This is a genomic window from Streptomyces sp. NPDC058773 (assembly GCF_042746015.1).
In the GTDB taxonomy this organism is placed as follows: domain Bacteria; phylum Actinomycetota; class Actinomycetes; order Streptomycetales; family Streptomycetaceae; genus Streptomyces.
Genome location: NZ_JBHYPE010000001.1, coordinates 329,238 through 346,012 on the forward strand (window position 1 = coordinate 329,238; position 16,775 = coordinate 346,012).

The 16,775-nt window shown below is 71.4% G+C and carries 15 protein-coding genes; 8 read left to right on the plus strand and 7 right to left on the minus strand.

Annotated features, from left to right (window positions below; all coding sequences use genetic code 11):
• Window positions 1–12: 12 nt before the first annotated feature.
• From ACFW5B_RS01455 to ACFW5B_RS01470, 4 genes are all read right to left on the minus strand, one after another.
• Entirely contained in the window at window positions 13–1,446 is a 1,434-nt protein-coding gene (locus ACFW5B_RS01455; protein ID WP_386431393.1) for an MFS transporter, read from the minus strand.
• On the minus strand, window positions 1,443–1,805 hold the full coding sequence (locus ACFW5B_RS01460; RefSeq protein ID WP_386431705.1) for a MarR family winged helix-turn-helix transcriptional regulator: 363 nt from the start codon (window positions 1,803–1,805) through the stop codon (window positions 1,443–1,445). The genes ACFW5B_RS01455 and ACFW5B_RS01460 overlap by 4 nt, the downstream gene beginning before the upstream one ends.
• 371 nt (window positions 1,806–2,176) lie before the next feature.
• Entirely contained in the window at window positions 2,177–2,821 is a 645-nt protein-coding gene (locus ACFW5B_RS01465) for a TMEM175 family protein (protein ID WP_386431396.1), read from the minus strand.
• A 151-nt stretch (window positions 2,822–2,972) separates the two neighbouring features.
• Window positions 2,973–3,482: an ATP-binding protein gene (locus tag ACFW5B_RS01470; protein WP_386431399.1), complete on the minus strand. Its 510-nt coding sequence runs from the start codon at window positions 3,480–3,482 to the stop codon at window positions 2,973–2,975.
• A gap of 196 nt (window positions 3,483–3,678) precedes the next feature.
• Between ACFW5B_RS01470 and ACFW5B_RS01475 the strand changes: the two genes are divergently transcribed.
• Together ACFW5B_RS01475 and ACFW5B_RS01480 are read left to right on the plus strand one after the other, a co-directional pair.
• A complete protein-coding gene (locus tag ACFW5B_RS01475) occupies window positions 3,679–3,921 on the plus strand; it encodes a DUF397 domain-containing protein (protein ID WP_386431402.1) in 243 nt (80 codons plus the stop codon).
• 216 nt (window positions 3,922–4,137) lie between these two features.
• A complete protein-coding gene (locus ACFW5B_RS01480; RefSeq protein ID WP_386431404.1) occupies window positions 4,138–5,046 on the plus strand; it encodes a helix-turn-helix domain-containing protein in 909 nt (302 codons plus the stop codon).
• A 77-nt stretch (window positions 5,047–5,123) separates the two neighbouring features.
• Here ACFW5B_RS01480 and ACFW5B_RS01485 read toward each other — a convergent pair whose 3' ends face one another.
• Window positions 5,124–5,939, minus strand: coding sequence for an SAM-dependent methyltransferase (locus tag ACFW5B_RS01485; RefSeq protein WP_386431407.1), 816 nt, complete (start codon window positions 5,937–5,939; stop codon window positions 5,124–5,126).
• A 513-nt stretch (window positions 5,940–6,452) separates the two neighbouring features.
• Between ACFW5B_RS01485 and ACFW5B_RS01490 the strand changes: the two genes are divergently transcribed.
• Window positions 6,453–7,100: a TetR/AcrR family transcriptional regulator gene (locus ACFW5B_RS01490; RefSeq protein ID WP_386431409.1), complete on the plus strand. Its 648-nt coding sequence runs from the start codon at window positions 6,453–6,455 to the stop codon at window positions 7,098–7,100.
• Window positions 7,101–7,163: 63 nt separating this feature from the next.
• Entirely contained in the window at window positions 7,164–8,036 is an 873-nt protein-coding gene (locus tag ACFW5B_RS01495) for a class I SAM-dependent methyltransferase (protein ID WP_386431412.1), read from the plus strand.
• Between the two features lie 75 nt (window positions 8,037–8,111).
• Here the strand turns inward: ACFW5B_RS01495 and ACFW5B_RS01500 are convergent, their stop codons facing one another.
• Window positions 8,112–9,440, minus strand: a complete 1,329-nt coding sequence (locus ACFW5B_RS01500; RefSeq protein WP_386431415.1) for a PucR family transcriptional regulator — start codon at window positions 9,438–9,440, stop codon at window positions 8,112–8,114.
• A 191-nt stretch (window positions 9,441–9,631) separates the two neighbouring features.
• On the opposite strand from ACFW5B_RS01500, the gene ACFW5B_RS01505 reads away from it, so the two are divergent.
• The gene (locus ACFW5B_RS01505; RefSeq protein ID WP_386431418.1) at window positions 9,632–11,152 is read left to right on the plus strand and encodes a hypothetical protein; all 1,521 of its coding nucleotides are present in this window, start codon (window positions 9,632–9,634) and stop codon (window positions 11,150–11,152) included.
• A 106-nt stretch (window positions 11,153–11,258) separates the two neighbouring features.
• On the opposite strand, the gene ACFW5B_RS01510 is transcribed toward ACFW5B_RS01505, so the two are convergent.
• The gene (locus tag ACFW5B_RS01510) at window positions 11,259–11,744 is read right to left on the minus strand and encodes a DUF6314 family protein (RefSeq protein ID WP_386431421.1); all 486 of its coding nucleotides are present in this window, start codon (window positions 11,742–11,744) and stop codon (window positions 11,259–11,261) included.
• A 232-nt stretch (window positions 11,745–11,976) separates the two neighbouring features.
• On the opposite strand from ACFW5B_RS01510, the gene ACFW5B_RS01515 reads away from it, so the two are divergent.
• From ACFW5B_RS01515 to ACFW5B_RS01525, 3 genes are read left to right on the plus strand one after another with little or no spacing between them, the layout of a single operon-like run.
• Window positions 11,977–13,446, plus strand: coding sequence for an aldehyde dehydrogenase family protein (locus tag ACFW5B_RS01515; RefSeq protein WP_386431424.1), 1,470 nt, complete (start codon window positions 11,977–11,979; stop codon window positions 13,444–13,446).
• Window positions 13,443–15,017 carry an APC family permease gene (locus tag ACFW5B_RS01520; RefSeq protein ID WP_386431427.1) on the plus strand — a complete coding sequence of 525 codons (1,575 nt, stop codon included), beginning with the start codon at window positions 13,443–13,445 and terminating at the stop codon, window positions 15,015–15,017. The genes ACFW5B_RS01515 and ACFW5B_RS01520 overlap by 4 nt, the downstream gene beginning before the upstream one ends.
• Before the next feature lie 15 nt (window positions 15,018–15,032).
• Window positions 15,033–16,595, plus strand: a complete 1,563-nt coding sequence (locus ACFW5B_RS01525; protein ID WP_386431430.1) for a GMC family oxidoreductase — start codon at window positions 15,033–15,035, stop codon at window positions 16,593–16,595.
• Window positions 16,596–16,775: the final 180 nt, after the last annotated feature.

Sequence of the window (16,775 nt, forward strand, 5' to 3'; positions counted from 1 at the left end):
AGTGCATCTGACTTACGGGTTGGTCTCCGACGGGCGTCGGCGGGCGAGAGCGAGGCTTGTCAGCGTCGTGATCGCCATGGCGCCGATGCCGACCAGCGCCGCGGTGGTGTAGGCGCTGTCGTCGGGGAAGAGGTGGCCGGGGCCGGTGCCCGCGGCGAGGATCAGGCCGCCGAGGGCGCTGCCCAGGGAGTACCCGACGCTGCGGACGACGTAGTGGAAGCTCATGACGCTCGACGTCTCGCTCTTGGGGGTGACGGCCAGGATGACGCCGGGCATCGCGGCCGAGAAGCCGCCGACGCCGAAGCCGAGCACGCCCATCGCCGCGAACAGTTCGGCCAGTTCCGACCGGGCCGCCGCGAACAGGGCGAACCCGCCGCCGACCACGACGGCGCTGCCGGCCAGGAGCAGGGGGTCGGCGATCCGCGTCCGGACCCGCGGCGTGAGCTTGCCGGCGACGAACCCCAGCACCGAGAACGGGATGAGGACCAGCCCGGCGACGAAGGTCGTCAGCCCGAAGCCGTAGCCGGCGCCGTGCGGCGTCTGCGCGTACCGGGTGATGAGCGTGAGCAGGAGGTACATGCCGATCCCGCCGACGAACATGGCGAGGTTCGCCCCGGCGACCGCCGGGTGCCGCACCGCCCGCACATCGACCAGGGGCGTCGTGCTGCGCAGCTCGATGACGGCCCAGACGCAGAGCAGCACCACTGCGACGACGGCGAGGCCCGCCGCCACGGCGAGGTGCCGGCTCCACAGATTCCGTTCGCCGGCGAGGAACAGCACCAGGAGCAGCGCAGCGGCCAGGACGACCGCGCCTGCCACGTCCACGTGGGCCAAGCGGCCTTCGGGGGCTTCGGGCATGGAGCGCCACGCGGTCAGGAGGGCGGCGGCGGTGACGACCAGGCCGAGGCCGTAGGCGGCCCGTACCCCGCCGAGCTCGGCGAGCAGTGCGGCCAGCGGGTAACCGACGCCGGCCCCGATGATCGAGACCACCGAGATCAGGGCGATCACGGCCGCGCTGCGCTCCTCGGGGAGGTGGTCCCGGGCCACGCCCATCATCAGCGCCGTCAGCCCGAGCCCGATGCCCTGGGCCGCCCGGCCGGCCAGCAGCCACGCGAACGGCAGCGGCAATACGGTGAGCGCGCTGCCGGCGACGACGACCGCCAGCGTGGCGAGGATCGTGGCCCGCCGGTGCGGGCCGGCTCCGAGCCGGCCCAGGACCGGCGTGGCGACGGCGCCGCTGAGCAGCGCGACGGTCAGCGTCCACTGCGCGCTGCCCAGCGAGACGTGGAACGAGGTCGCCACGCTGGTGATGAGCGGCGTCCCGAGGCTGGCGACCGCCGCCACGACCAGAGCGATGAACATCAGGGCGGGGACCAGCAGCCGCGCCTCGGAACGCGCCACCGTGAACGCCTCCACCGCGGCCCCGCCCACCGGCTGCCCGGTCACTGCTTCGGCCCTTCGCGGTCCTGGCTTTCGAGCTCTGCCAGATGCTTCAGCGCCGGAAGGGCCGCCACCAGCGCCTCGACCTCGTCGCCGGTGAGCTCGCCGATCAACCGCTCGAACGCGTGGACGCCCGCCTGGCGCCGCGTCCGGACATAGGAGGCGCCGGCCTCGGTCAGGCACACCAGCGTGACCCGCTTGTCGGACGCGTCGCCCCGCCGCTCGACCAGGCCGGACTCCTCCATCACCCGGACCAGGGCGGTCATCGCGGGCTGGGTGACGCCCTCGACCGCGGCCAGAGCGGTGATGCGCCGCGGTCCGGTCCGGTCCAGGGTGGCCAGGGTGGCGGCGGACGTCAGGCTCATGTCCCGGGGCAGGCGTCTCGCGGCCCTGGTGGCCAGGCCGTAGAGGGCTGCCCCGATGGCGGCGGACGCGCCAGAAGCGGTGTCTTGACGACTCATGCTCGAAGCATAGCGTTTTTATATTCATAGTTTATGGAAATGGCCGACTGGCGCGGGCGGCCTCGACCGCGGGGAGCCGGTGACGTCGCGGTGCGCTCCCGGACCCGGCTGGAGGCCGGCGAGACATACGACACCGCGGGCTCGTAGCGCGTTCTTCGCACAGGAGGGGGGGAAGCCGTCCCCGGAGAGGCGCGGGAGGATGTCACTTCGGGAGCCACGGCACCAACCAGGTGTGGGGGAAGACAGCCGCCCGGCGGTGGCCGCTTCCCGCGCACTCACTCGCGTCGTGCGTCCGCGCGCAGTCGCTTGCCCCGTCTGCCCGTCACCGTCCTGAGCGGGATCAGCACCGCCCACCACAGCTTCGCGCCCGTCGGCGAGACGAAGGCGAGCGGTACGGCGACGGCGAAGACGAGCACCGTCGCCGCCATGTCGACGACATCGTTGCGCACGATGGGGTCGGGCAGCGCCGCGCTCCCCAGCCACGGCCGCTTCCAGAGCACCAGCGTCAGTGCGAGTTGCGCCGCCCCCATGACCGCGACGGCGCCGGAGTAGACCGCCACGGCCTGCGGCAGGTCCCCGTACTCGGCCAGCAAAGTGGTGGGGAAAGGCATCAGGGCGACCAGGCCCAGACTCAGCAGGACCAGCCTGATCACCGTGCCGTCCACGTCCCGCACGTACTGGAAGAGCTGGTAATGACCGCGCCAGAACGCCGCGATGACCAGCACACTGAGGGCGTACGCCCACACTTTCGGCATCACGTCCCGCAGCGCCTGGGCGAATCCCGCGGAGTCCAGCCCGTCGGGAAGCGCGATGTCCAGCGCCAGCAGCGTCATCGCGATGGCGAATACACCGTCGGACAACGCGAGGAGCCGGGTCGCACTCCCCTCGTCGTCCCGTACCTTCCGGCCTCCGTGCACCACGCCACTTTAGGAGCAGTAGGCCCGGAATATTCCGATTGATCCTTGTACGTGTTGAGTCGCCCCGCCGTCCCGGTCACGCCCGGCCGGAGCCGGAACGGCGCGGTCGGGCGTTCGGCCGACGGGCCGGCGCCACGTCCCGTACGGGCGGGCCTCAGCCGCCCATCGACATCGAGGCCCAGACCGTCTTCCCCGACCGGTCGGGGGGCGTCCATCCCCAGGAGTCGCTCAGCAGGTCGACGATGTGCAGTCCTCGCCCCGATTCCGCCAGCACGCTCTGCGGCCTGATGACGGGCGCGCCGGGGCCGGCGTCCGAGACCGCGCACAGCACGGTGGTCTCCTGCCGGGTCAGTGCCAGCCAGGCGTTGCAGAAGGGCACGGGTGCCGGGGTGCCCTCGTCGCCCGGCCCGGCGGGCGGGAAGCCGTGACGCAGCGCGTTGCTGACGAGTTCGGAGACGACCAGGACCGTGTCGTCGGCGAGTCCGGCGCACACCCGCCAGCCTTCGAGGGTCGCCCGGGTGAACCGGCGGGCTTCCGGCACGGTGCGAGCGGAGCCGCTGAGGGCACAGGCGGCGAAGCCGTCGGGAGCGGGCAGCCATCCGACGTCCTCACAGGGTTCCTCCCGAAGCGCGTCGTGCACGGACTCTGCCGGATGTGTGGTCATCAACATCTCCGCGAAGGGGATTTCGGGGCTGGGCCGGACTGCCTCGGAGGGCTAATATCCTCGGCAGCCGTCGCCCGGTGCAAGTGCATCTGCAATTACATCGGTAAGGACGGCGGCACAGGGGCTCGTTCACGCCAAGGTGGTCGCGGGCCCGGCATCGGTCGGAGGAATCCCCTCCAGCAAGGGAGCAGTTGATATGGAGTCGGTGAGCAACGGCATGCAGGCGACCGGCATCGAGGGCGCCGTCTGGCGCAAGAGCCGTCGCAGCAACCCCAGTGGCAACTGCGTTGAACTGGCGGTTCTTTCGGACGGCGGAGTGGCCGTGCGCAACTCCCGGTTCGCCTCCGGCCCGGCACTCATCTACACCCGCGCCGAGATGGAGGCGTTCGTCCAGGGCGCCAAGGACGGCGACTTCGACGATCTCATCGCGACGGACTGACGCGGACGGCGCCGCGATTGGCGCATATGTCGTCCGGATAGTCCCCCCGGCTGTACGGAGAGTTGGCGCGATGGGACACTGGGCGTTCGCCCGACCACTCAGGGGAGTCAGCATGAGCGACGCGCCGCATGACGGTCCCCCGGCCGGGGAGCGGGGGAGATTCCTGAAGAGGTGCGCGCCTCGCCGAGGCGAGGCCGAGCGAAGCGAGGTTTCGGCATGAGTGCCGCGCAGCCGAGCAGCGGTCCTTCCCTGCGCCGCTATCTCGACCACCCGCGGGGCGGCCCGACCGTTCTGCGCATCGTGCTGGGCACCCAGCTCCGCCGGCTGCGGGAAGAGGCGGGCATCACCCGGGAGGCCGCCGGAGACGCCATCCGCGGCTCACACGCCAAGATCAGCCGACTGGAACTGGGCCGGGTGAGCTGCAAGGAGCGGGATGTCGCCGATCTGCTGACGCTCTACGGCGTGACGGACGAGGCGGTCCGCGCCGACTTCCTCAAACTGGCCAACCGGACCAGCAGTCCCGGCTGGTGGCACCAGTACGGCGATGTGCTGCCCGGCTGGTTCGAGACGCACATCGGCCTGGAAGAGGCCGCCTCGGTGATCCGCACCTACGAAGTCCAGTTCGTGCCGGGCCTGTTGCAGACCGCGGACTACGCCCGTGCGGTGGCGCAGCTGGGCCATCCGCGGTCCTCGCCCGAGGAGATCGAGCGCCGGGTGCGGCTGCGGGTCCAGCGTCAGGAGCTGTTGACCCTCCCGGACGCACCGCGGGTGTGGGCGGTGATCGACGAGGCGTCGCTGCGCCGCCCGCTCGGCGGTCCTGAGGTGATGACGGGCCAGCTCAGACATCTGCTGAAGATGACCGAGCTGCCGAATGTCACGCTCCAGATCGCGCCGTTCAGCCTCGGCGGACTGGCAGCGGCCGGTGGTCCGATCACGATCCTGCGGTTCCTGGAGCCGGACCTGCCGGACATCGTCTATCTGGAACAGCTCACCAGCGCGCTCTATCTGGACAAGCGCGATGACGTGGACCACTACCTCGCGGTGATGGACCGGCTCAGCGCCCAGTCCGAGTCGCCGCGCGAATCCGTGGCGATACTGGAGCGGCTGCTCAAGCAGGAGAGCTGATCCGCACGGCGTCCGCGGAGCGGGGCGGGGTGCCCACCGGGTGCCGCGCCCCGCTTCCGCGTTGCGGGGCCCGGGCGCTACGGCTTGCGGGCGACGCCGCCGTACTCGATCCACTCCTGGGTGAGCTGCTTGGGGCCGATGTCCGCGTCCGGCTTCCAGGTGGAGACCTCCACCAGGCCCGGTTCCTGAATCTCCAATCCGTCCAGGAAACCGGCCAGTTCATGCTCCTGCCGCACCCGGCCCCACTGGCCGTGCGTACTGACCCGCATGAATTCGGTGACGAAATCACGGGTCGCGGCGTCCTCGCTGACCAGCTGACACACCACCAGGAAGCTGCCGGGCACCAGCCGGTCGGCGACCCGCTTGATCAGACCGGCCGGGTCGTCGGCGTCCGGTATGCAGTGGAGCACGGAGACGAACAGCGCGGCGACGGGCTGGTCGAAGTCGATCAGCCGCTCGACCTCGGGACTGCCGAAGATGCCGTCGGTGTCCCGCATGTCCGCCTGGATGACGGCGGTGTTCTCGTTCTCCTCCAGCAGGGCACGGCCGTGGGCCAGCACGATGGGGTCGTTGTCGACGTACACCACACGGGACCGCGGGTCGACCTGCTGGGCGACCTGGTGGACGTTGTCCTGGGTCGGCAGGCCTGAGCCGTGGTCGATGAACTGCCGGATGCCGTGCTCCCGGGCCAGCCAGCGGACCACCCGCTGCAGAAAGCGCCGGTTGTTGATCGCCAGCACCTGGGTGCTGGGGACGACCTTGCTCAGCTCGTCGCAGGCCTCGCGGTCGACGGCGTAGTTGTCCTTGCCACCGAGGTAGTAGTCGTACATCCGCGCCACACTCGGGATGCTGACGTCGACGGCGCCGGCCGGCGGTCGCATTTCTTGGCTCATTCCACACTTTCCCGTCGCTTCGGCAGCCATCAGCCAGGGGGCAGCGGCCGGACCGTTGCGTGATTGTACGACCACGCCCCGCAGTCCCCAACATACCCAGCGGATGGCGGCTGTTACAGACGAGCGGCAGTGTTACCCGGTGGTGTGTGTGAGGTGATGGGCCGTCACCGTGCGGAACCATCACGGGAGATCGGCCGTACGGCGCGGGGTACGGGCCGCCACCGCGCCACTCACCGGCGGCGGCCCGTTCCATTTTCCGGCGACACCCGACGCCGGGCACGCCCCGCGCGGCACGGGCCCGCCCAGGAACACCTCCGGGCCCCGCCGCATCCGGTCCGCACCGTCAGGCACCCGAGCAACTGCCGTTGCGGAAAGGAGCGTTGCTTCGGGACGCCTACCACCGTCCCCCCGCTTTACACCTGTCGATCACGGCGCCGACCAGCGGCGGGGACCTCCCGTCATCTGACATCGCAGTAAACTTACTCGCCAGTAAGGCTGGGGTAGGCTCCACGGATGAGCGATATACGCAGGCGACGCATGCCCCGGCCGGTCCGGGAGCAGCTGATCATCGACGCGGCGATCGGGGTCTTCGCCAAGCGCGGCTATCACGCCTCCTCGGTCGACGAGATCGCGGAACTCGCCGGCATCACCAAACCGATGGTCTATCTCTACCTCGACTCCAAGGAGGGGCTGTTCCTCGCCTGTCTGCGCCGCGAGGCCGAGCGTCTGGTGGCCGTGTTCCGGGCCGCCGCGGGCCCCGCGCCCTCCCCTGAACTGCGGCTGCGGGCGGGGCTGCTGGCGTTCTTCACCTTCGTCACCGAGCACCCGGACAGCTGGGTGGTGCTGCACCGCCAGGCATCGGAGCTGAGCCCGGCGATCGCGGCGGAGCTGGTGCGGACCCGGCGGGCGGTGCTCAGCGAGGTCTCCGGACTCGTCCGGACCTGCAGTGCACAGGGCACCGGGGCGGCCTGCCCCGACGACGAGGCCGACTTCGTGGCGTACACCCTGGTCGGGGCGGCGGACTCGCTGACCGACTGGATGGTGCTGCACCCCGATGAGCACCCGGAGCGGATCACCGTGCGGCTGATGAACATGGTGTGGGTGGGGATGCGCAATGTCCTCGACGGGGAGGTGTGGACGACCCCGGCCGGGGAGGGGTAGGGCGCCCGCCGTTCCTGCGTCACCCACTGGTGGGCACCCGGGCCCGGTGGGTACAAGGGACGGATGACCATGAACGAGAGTGAACTGACGCCCCTTCCGGGAATCCCCACCACCGCCGAGGAGATGGTCCTGGCCAACCAGGCCAACTGGGACGCCCGTACCCCGATCCATGTGGCCAGCGCGTTCTACGGACTGGACGGTTCGCGCACCGCCGAGGACTGGTTCGCGCCCTTCGAGTGGACGGACCTCGGCGAGCTGACCGGGCGGGACGTGCTGCATCTGCAGTGCCATCTGGGCACCGAGACGGCCGCGTTCGCCGAACGGGGCGCGGCGCACACGGTCGGCCTCGACTTCTCCGCGGCGGCGGTCGCGGAGGCCCGGCGGCTCGCCCAGGAGACCGGCCGGAGCATGGAGTTCGTCCAGGCGGATGTGCACCGGGCCCCGGAGGCGCTCGGCGCACGGCGCTTCGATGTGATCTACACCGGCAAGGGGGCACTGTGCTACCTGCCGGACCTCACCACCTGGGCGGGGATCGTCAGCTCACTGCTCCGTCCCGGCGGGACGTTCTATCTGGTGGAGTTCCATCCGCTGCTGGACTCACTGGGGCCGGCCGGTGGCCCGGACCAGCAGGATCTGCGGCTCCGGAACGACTACTTAGGGGGCCGCGGCCCCCTCAGGAGCGATACGCCGTGCACCTACACCGATGGTCCGCCGGTGCAGGGCGCCACGACGAGCTATGAGTGGCGGCACGGCCTCGGGGAGGTCATCTCCGCCGTGATCGGCGCGGGGCTGACCGTCGAACTGGTGCGGGAGACCGAGCTGCTGCCCTGGAAGCGGTTCGACACCATGGTCCCGGCGGAGAACGGCTGGTGGCGCCTTCCGCCCTCGGAGCCGATCGTTCCGCTGCTGTACGCACTGCGGGCGGTCAAGCCCTGAGCCGTCGGCGGGCGCTCCGTACGGTCCCGGTGGGCGTCACGGCCACCGGGACCGGCGAGGTCCGCGGCCTGCGTCTCAGCTCGTCGGCCCGTGGAACCGGCGGTGGGTCAGCGCCCACCAGACCTCGGCCAGATCGGCCGGGTCACGGAGGTTGGTACCGGTGATCTCCTCGAAGCGCCGCAGGCGGTTGCGCAGGGTGTTGGGGTGGACGTACAGGGTCCGCGCGGCGGCCTCCAGGCGCAGCCCCTGTCGTAGATAGGCGGCCGCGGCTTCCTCCAACTGAGCCCCGTCCTCGCCCCGTTCGGCCAGCGGTGCGAGCCGGAGCCGCACCAGCTGCTCCCCCACGGCCGGCAACGCCACGACCGTGGCCCGCAGCCCCAGCTCCTCGCGGGTGTAGGCACCGACCAGCCCGAACCCGGCGGCGGCCCGCAGCGCCTGGGTGGCCCGGGTGAATTCGATGGCGATACCGGACACGGGCGCCGGGGCACCCAGTCCGAGGATCAGGCTGCGGCAGAGCCCGGCCGGCCGCCCGACCAGCAGTCCCGCCACATCCCCGTCCACGGTCGTGACCAGGGCCCGCCCCGTCTCGTCCACGGCGAGCCAGGGACGCAGCAGGGCGACGATCCGTTGGAAGGCCCGGTCGCCGGGGCCGGGATGACCGGGGTCGGCGGCTCTCTCCGGGTCGCCGGGCGGGGCGTCGTCCGGGAGCCGCGCACGGAAAGGGAGGCGGAGGGCCCGGTGCCCGTGCGAGCCGTCCGTGCTCTCGGCGTCGTCGGCGGGACGCTCGGGCCGGTATCCGCCGGCCGGGCCGTCACCGGCGCTCCCGGCGCCCCGGGCACCCGCGCCGGCCGGGGACTTGTCCCAGCGCACCTCGCCGAGCAGCAGGGCGCGGACCAGGGTGGCGTGCCGCCGGTCCGCCGTGGGGTCGTCGCCCTGGAGTCCGGCCCGGGAACTACGCACGATCCGCAGGGTGTTGGCCTCGATCCAGGCCCGGAGGGTTTCGGCGATCGGCAGCAGGTCCTCGGCGGTGCCGCCCCGGGCCGTCATCTCCTCGCCGAACCGCCGCCAGACGATGTCCGTACCGATCCGGTAGGCCGAGATGACGTCCTCAAGGGGCAGCGAGTGGGCCAGGGTGGTCACCTCGTCGAGGTGGGTCTCCGGGATGCCGTACACCGGGTCCGCTTCGCCGGCTCCGCGCGCGGTGCGCCGCTCCTCGGCCCAGCGCTGCACCAGCGAGAGGCCGTTGCGCAGCGATGTCATCACCCGTGGCCGGAGATGGGCCGCCGACACCGCGGCGTAGGAGGGGAGTTGGGCCCGCAGGCCGTCGATGACCTCGTCGGTGAGCGCGTCGATGCCCGCGTGCAGCGCGGCGGCGGACTCCGGCACCGTTGTGGAAGTCTCCACCCGACCCCTCCCGACTCGGTGACTTTCTCCATGGCCAAAGCGATCATTCGTCGCCATGCTACGAGGAAGCCGCCCGAACCCCTACAGATGTTCGATGTTGGACGACTTTTCCCCTGCCGTCCGGCTCGTCCCGGAGTTCGGTGCGCGATCCCGCTGTTCCCCCGTCACCCCCCGCACCATCAAGGAATTCCATGGCTGTTTCCTGGCGTCGCCTCGCGGTGCCCGCCGCCGCGGTCGGCGTGCTCGTCCCCGCCGCCCTCGGCACCCATGCCCTGCTCTCGGGTCCCGACGAGCCGCGCAAGCCCTCGGCCGGCATACCCGCCTCCGGGCCGACGGCTCCCGGTGCCGTGCCGGACGATGCCCGTGCCTCGGGTCCGGAGGGCGCTGCCGCGGTCGCCCGGCCGTCCGACGCGCCGACCCGTTCCGGCAACTCGGTCTCCGTGCAGCTCTCGTCGTACGACGCGCAGCGCAAGCAGGCGGAGCTCAAGCCGTCCGCCGGCAAGACCGTGAAGACCGGAGATGTGGTCGCCGCCGCGCCCAACCGGCACGCCCCCTCGGGTGCGCTGTTCAAGGTCCGCAAGGTCACCGGCTCCCACGACGGCAAGGTCCGGGTGACCACCACGCCCGCCACGCTGTCGGAGCTGCTCGGCGATCAGAAGGTGGACCAGCGCACGGCGTTGCGCCCCGGTGAGATCTCGGTCAAGCCGCTCTCCTCGGGCGTCACCGTGAAGCAGGCCCCGTCCGGCGCCGGTTCGGACAGCGGCAGCACGGCGACTCCGTCCGGCGAGCCGGGCAGCCCGTCCGGCAGCCCCGACGCCGGCGCCTCCGGCTCCCCGAGCCCCTCGGCGTCCGAATCCTCCGGGGTCCGCACCCAGCTCGCCCCGTCCGATACCCGCCCGTCGCCCTCCTCCTCCGGGACCGCGCTGTCGCCCGAGGCGCGGAAGGCGCTCACCACCCTGCGGCTGGGGCTCAATGTGCCGCTGCCCAAGGGCGTGCAGGCGACCGCCAAGTCTCCCGCCCGGCTGTCCGGCGAGGTCTCGTTCCGGCCCGAGCTGATCTTCCAGTACGAGAAGCGCGGCGGGCTGAACCTGCTGCCGCAGAAGGCGGCCATCGGCCTGGGCGGCACCTACGGCTACGGCTGGCAGGTGCACGGCAAGGTGCGGGGTACCGCGGACACCGGGCAGGTCGCGGTGCCGATCGCGGCGGTCACCGGACGGCACGTCTTCTGGGTGGGCCCGGTCCCCGTCGTGGTCAGCACCGAGGTCACCTTCACCTACCGCTTCACCGCGGACGGCCGCATCGTGCTCGACGCCGACCAGCGCACCGCCGGTTCGTTCGCGGTCGGCGCGAAGTACGACCGCGAGCAGGGGTGGCAGCCGCTGCACGAAGCGCGGCAGCAGACCAAGGGCACGGCGCCGCGGGTCGAGGGCGCGGCCACCGCGACGGCCCGTATCGGGGCACAGGCCAAGGTCTTCCTCTACGACACGGCGGGCGTCGGCGGCGATCTGTCCGTCCACCTCACCGGACGGGCCGCGGGCGCGTCCGACGGCGGCACCCCGGCATGGGCACTCAGTGCGGGCTATGACCTGAAGACCGAGCTGATGCTGCAGCTGAAGATCTTCGGCATCCAGATCGCCGATCTGCGGACCACGCCGTTCGCCCTGCACGGCGAGCGCAAGCTCTTCGGACGGGGCAAGCTGCCTCCCGCCTGATCGCGCTCCTGACCGGCACCGGCACCCCCGGGGACAGCTGTCCCCGGGGGTGCCGTGCGCTGTGCCCTCGGCGTCCGGCCCGGTGTGCTTCCGTACACGGGCGCCGTCAGCCCAGCCGCCGGTACACCGAGCACAGCAGCTGCTCCTTGGCCGGTCCGCCGACCCGCCACTCCAGATGCCAGGTGTCCGGCCCGACGACGGTGAAGGTCCCCTCGTAGAGGTCCGCGGCACAGGGGTGGACGGCGGTCCACCGGCCGGTCCTGAGGTCGAGGTCGTGGAACGGCCGCCCGTCGGCGAAGTCGATCGCGGCGGTGCCGTCCGGGCGGGGCCGCCAGCGCAGTGTGCGGCTCGCCGGCTGCACCGTCCCGCCCCAGCTGAGCCGCCCCTCCTCGTGGTGCAGCAGCCCCCCGCCCGCCGGTCCCGGCCGGAAGCCGGCGGTGCCGCGGAAGCTGCCCTCGGCACCGTTCCGCAGGTCGGAGACGGTGCGCTCGATGCTCCAGCGGCCGGCGAAGTACGCCCCGACGTCGGGGACGGGGTACGGCCCCGCGGCCGGCTCTTCCCGCTCCGGCGTCCTCGCACACTCGCTGTCCATCCCGCCATTCTCCCGCCTGCCGGCGCACCTCACTCCGTCGGCCCCACCCGGTGCCGCTCCCCTCTCCCCCGGCCGCTCGTACCGTGCGGAGCCACACCGGCCGCCTTACTCTCGGTGCAGTGAGCGTCACCGAGGTCCGCACGGCGGGCCGCCCGGCGGCCTGACGCCGTCGGCCGGGGCGCCGCGCCTGCCGCGGCCGCCCCGTACGAGCCCGGAGACCGGAGGCATCACCATGCCGGAGCTGTTCATCGGCGGTCAGTGGACCGCAGCGGCCGACGGGCAGGTGCGTGAGATCCGCTGCCCGGCGGACGGCACGCTGGTCGCGACCGTCGACGAGGGCGGGCCGAAGGACGCGGTGGCGGCGATCTCCGCCGCCCGTACGGCCTTCGACGACGGGTCCTGGCCGCGCACTCCGGTCGCCGAGCGCGGCCGGCTGGTGCTGCGCGTCGCCGAGCTGCTGGAGCGCGACCGGGACACGCTGGCCAGGGCGGAGTCACTGGACACCGGCAAGCGGCTCATCGAGAGCGGCTACGACATGGACGACATCGCCAACTGCTTCCGCCACTTCGGCAACCTCGGCGCGGCCGGCGGCACCGACCGGGTGGTGGACGCCGGTGCCCCGGAGATCGACAGCACCGTGCGCCACGAACCGGTCGGCGTCTGCGCGCTGATCACCCCGTGGAACTACCCGCTGCTGCAGACCGCCTGGAAGGTCGCCCCCTGTCTGGTCGCGGGCAACACCTTCGTCCTGAAGCCCAGTGAGCTGACCCCGCACACCGCCGTCCACCTCATGCGGCTGCTGGACGAGGCCGGGCTGCCCGCCGGGGCCGCCAACCTGGTGCTGGGCACCGGCCCGGACGTGGGAGCGGTGCTGACCGAGGACCCGCGGGTGGACATGGTGTCGTTCACCGGCGGTCTGGTCACCGGACGGCGCATCATGGCCGCCGCGGCGCCCACCGTGAAGAAGATCGCGCTGGAGCTGGGCGGCAAGAACCCCAACATCGTCTTCGCGGACGCCGACTTCGACGCCGCGGTGGACTACGCGCTGATGGCGGTCTTTCTGCACTCCGGGCAGGTCTGCTCGGCGGGCGCCCGGCTGCTCGTCCAGGAGGAGCTGCACGACGCCTTCACCGACGAACTGGTCTCCCGCGCCCAGCGGATCCGGCTCGGCGGCCCCTTCGACGAGCACGCCCGCACCGGCCCGCTGATCTCGGCAGCGCACCGCGACAAGGTCGAGACGTATGTGGCGGCCGGGCTCGAAGAGGGCGCCGTGCTCCTCTGCGGCGGCTCCCCGCCCGACGATCCGTCACTGTCGAACGGCTTCTACTACCTGCCGACCGTGCTGGACGAGTGCACCCCGGACATGTCCGTCGTGCGCGACGAGAGCTTCGGCCCGGTGCTGACCGTCGAGCGGTTCCGCGACGAGGAGGAGGCGGTCTCGCTCGCCAACGACACGGTGTACGGGCTGGCCGGGGCGGTGTGGACGCAGAACAGCGAGCGGGCCCACCGGGTCGCCGCCCGGCTGCGCGCGGGCACGGTCTGGATCAACGACTTCCATCCCTATGTGCCACAGGCCGAGTGGGGCGGGATGAAACAGTCCGGCATCGGCCGCGAGCTGGGCCCCGCGGGACTGGCGGAGTACCAAGAGGCCAAGCACATCTGGCGCAACACCGCGCCACGGCCACAGAGGTGGTTCGAGTGACCGGCCCCGAGTCCCCCCGCCCCGGCGGCCCGGCCCACGGGGAGCACGACGACGACTCGCTCGCCGAACTCGGCTACAAGCCGGAACTCAAGCGCACCCTGGGCAACTTCCACACCTTCGCCGCCGGAATCAGCTACATCTCCATCCTCACCGGCACCTTCCAGCTGTTCTACTTCGGCATCGCGCACGGTGGCCCGGCGTACTGGTGGTCCTGGCCGATGGTCTTCGCCGGGCAGCTGATGGTGGCGCTGTGCTTCTGTGAGCTGGCCGCCCGCTACCCGGTGGCCGGCTCGGTCTACAACTGGGCCAAGAAGCTCGGCGGCCCGCACATCGGCTGGCTCGGCGGCTGGATGATGCTGACCGCGACCATGGTCTCGCTCTCCGCGGTGGCACTGGCCTACCAGGTGACGCTGCCGCAGATCTCGTCGTGGTTCCAGTTCATCGGCGACGGCACCGGCAAGTCCGCGGCCGAGAACGCGGTACTGCTCGGCACCGTACTCATCGCCTTCACCACCCTGGTCAACGCCTTCGGCGTCAAACTCATGGCCCGGATCAACTCCGCCGGCGTGGCGATCGAGCTGATCGCCGCCATCGTCCTGATCCTGCTGCTCGCCGCGCATGTCACCCGCGGCCCCGACGTGGTGACCGACACCTTCGGCCTGGGCGCGGGCGAGAACCTCGGCTACTTCGGCGCGTTCCTCACCGCGTCCCTGGCCTCGGCCTACGTCATGTACGGCTTCGACACGGCCTCGTCGCTCGGTGAGGAGTCCCGGGACCCCGGCCGCAACGCCCCCCGCGCGATCCTGCGGGCGCTGGTCGCGTCGTTCCTCATCGGCGGTCTGATCCTGCTGTTCGCCCTGATGTCCGTGCCCAACCTCCAGGCCGAACAGCTCAAGGTGGACGGGCTGCAGTACGTGGTGCTCTCCACGCTCGGCTCGACCGTGGGGCAGATCGTGCTCTGGTGTGTGGTCATCGCGATCACCGTGTGCGAACTGGCGGTGCACACCGCGGGTATCCGCCTCGCGTTCGCGATGGCCCGGGACAACAACCTGCCCGCCGCGTCGCTGCTCGCCAAGGTCAGCCCGCGCTTCCAGACGCCGGTGCTGCCGGCCGTCATCATCGGTCTGGTGGCGATCGGCATCCTCGTCATCAACGTCAACCAGCCGCAGATCTTCTCGGTGATCACCAGCATCGCGATCATCATGATCTATCTGGCCTATCTGTCGGTGACCCTGCCGATGCTGGTCCAGCGGCTGCGGGGCAACTGGACCCCGGCCAAGGGCAAGTTCTCCCTCGGCAAGTTCGGCATCCCGGTGAACGTCCTGGCGGTGCTCTGGGGGCTGGCGATGTCCCTCAACCTCGCCTGGCCGCGCGCCGCCGTCTACAACGCGACCGGCCCGCAGCACTGGTACCTGCGCTGGGGCGCCTTCCTGTTCATCGGCGTCGTGGCGCTCGGCGGTTTCGCCTACTACTGGTTCGTCCAGCGCAAGAAGACGGGCGTCCTCGCCATGCACGCCGCCGTCCACCCGGGCGGCGGCACCCCGGGCGACACCGGCACATCCACCCCCTGATCTGGAGACGGCACGATGCCCCAAGAGGCCCCTGTGGACGAGTTCGACTACGTCGTGGTCGGCGGCGGCACGGCCGGCGCCGTCGTGGCGGCCCGGCTCAGCGAGGACCCGGCGGTCACCGTCTGCCTGCTGGAGGCCGGCCCCTCGGACGTCGGCGACCAGAACGTCCTGCGCCTGGACCGCTGGATGGGGCTGCTGGAGTCCGGCTACGACTGGGACTATCCGGTCGAGCCGCAGGAGAACGGCAACAGCTTCCTGCGGCACGCCCGCGCCAAGGTGCTGGGCGGCTGTTCCTCGCACAACTCCTGTATCGCCTTCTGGACCCCGGCCGAGGATCTCGACGAGTGGGCGGCGATGGGGTGTCCGGGCTGGAGCGCGGCCGACTGCTTCCCGCTCTTCCAGCGGCTGGAGAGCAACGACGGCCCCGGGGACCACCACGGCCGCACCGGCCCGGTCGTCCTGCGCAGCGTCCCGCCGCACGACCCGTGCGGGGTGGCTCTGCTGGAGGCCTGCGCGGCGGCCGGTATCCCCACCACCGCCTTCAACTCCGGCCGGACCGTCGTCCGGGGCGCGAACTGGTTCCAGATCAACTGCCGCCCCGACGGCACCCGTTCATCCGCCTCGGTGTCCTACCTCCACCCCGTCATGGACAGCCGCAAGAACCTGGAGGTACGCACCGGACTGCAGGCCAAGCGGCTGAACTTCGACTCCGCACGGCACTGCACCGGCGTGGACTACCTCGCCCCCGACCTGATCCACACCCGCACCGTCAACGCCCGCCGGGAGACCGTCGTCTGCTGCGGCGCCATCGACTCCCCGAAGCTCCTGATGCTCTCCGGCATCGGCCCGGCCACCCATCTGCGCGCCACCGGCATCGATCCGCTCGTCGACTCCCCCGGCGTCGGCGCGAGCCTCCAGGACCACCCGGAGGGCGTGATCATGTGGGACGCCAAGCAGCCCATGGTCCGCTCCTCGACCCAGTGGTGGGAGATCGGCATCTTCGTCGACACCGAACCGGGCCTGGACCGCCCGGACCTGATGTTCCACTACGGCCAGGTGCCCTTCGACATGAACACCTACCGCCGCGGCTACCCCACCTCGGAGAACGCCTTCTGTCTCACCCCGAACGTCACCCGCGCCCGCTCCCTGGGCACCGTACGGCTGCGCACCCGCGACTTCCGTGACAAGCCCAAGGTCGACCCGCGCTACTTCACCGACGAGCACGACGTCCGTGTCATGACCCATGGGCTCCGGCTCGCCCGCGAGATCGTCGCCCAGCCCGCCATGGCCGCCTGGGCGGGCACCGAACTCGCCCCGGGCCCCTCCGCCCACTCCGACGCCGAGCTCCTCGACTACATCCGCACCACCCACAACACCGTCTACCACCCCGCCTGCACGGTCCGGATGGGCGCCGACGAGGACCAGGCCACACCGCTCGACCCCCAGCTGCGCGTCAAGGGCGTCACGGGTCTGCGAGTGGCCGACGGTTCGGCGATGCCGTTCCTGCCGGCCGTGAATCCGTGCATCACGACGATGATGATCGGGGAGAAGTGCGCGGACCTGATGCGGAGCGGCTGACCGGCGCACACGAAAGACCTACGAGGTGGGCTCCCTTCGCCGGCATTGTCCGGATCAGGTGCTTGGGGGTCGCCTTCCGGTCTTACGACCTTCTGGCCTCTCAGCCCGACCTTTCCTCTTGTCCTCGGCGAGAGCCAGAGCTCCCTTCCCCGAGGCCAGTCCAGTCGAACTCCCTCGCTC

What these genes read in the sequence shown, in the direction of transcription:
- ACFW5B_RS01460 (WP_386431705.1), bottom strand. Translation starts at nt 1,805, where the DNA reads ATGAGCCTGACGTCCGCCGCCACCCTGGCCACCCTGGACCGGACCGGA.
- ACFW5B_RS01470 (WP_386431399.1), bottom strand. Translation starts at nt 3,482, where the DNA reads ATGACCACACATCCGGCAGAGTCCGTGCACGACGCGCTTCGGGAGGAA.
- ACFW5B_RS01475 (WP_386431402.1), top strand. Translation starts at nt 3,679, where the DNA reads ATGGAGTCGGTGAGCAACGGCATGCAGGCGACCGGCATCGAGGGCGCC.
- ACFW5B_RS01480 (WP_386431404.1), top strand. Translation starts at nt 4,138, where the DNA reads ATGAGTGCCGCGCAGCCGAGCAGCGGTCCTTCCCTGCGCCGCTATCTC.
- ACFW5B_RS01485 (WP_386431407.1), bottom strand. Translation starts at nt 5,939, where the DNA reads ATGAGCCAAGAAATGCGACCGCCGGCCGGCGCCGTCGACGTCAGCATC.
- ACFW5B_RS01490 (WP_386431409.1), top strand. Translation starts at nt 6,453, where the DNA reads ATGAGCGATATACGCAGGCGACGCATGCCCCGGCCGGTCCGGGAGCAG.
- ACFW5B_RS01495 (WP_386431412.1), top strand. Translation starts at nt 7,164, where the DNA reads ATGACCATGAACGAGAGTGAACTGACGCCCCTTCCGGGAATCCCCACC.
- ACFW5B_RS01505 (WP_386431418.1), top strand. Translation starts at nt 9,632, where the DNA reads ATGGCTGTTTCCTGGCGTCGCCTCGCGGTGCCCGCCGCCGCGGTCGGC.
- ACFW5B_RS01510 (WP_386431421.1), bottom strand. Translation starts at nt 11,744, where the DNA reads ATGGACAGCGAGTGTGCGAGGACGCCGGAGCGGGAAGAGCCGGCCGCG.
- ACFW5B_RS01515 (WP_386431424.1), top strand. Translation starts at nt 11,977, where the DNA reads ATGCCGGAGCTGTTCATCGGCGGTCAGTGGACCGCAGCGGCCGACGGG.
- ACFW5B_RS01525 (WP_386431430.1), top strand. Translation starts at nt 15,033, where the DNA reads ATGCCCCAAGAGGCCCCTGTGGACGAGTTCGACTACGTCGTGGTCGGC.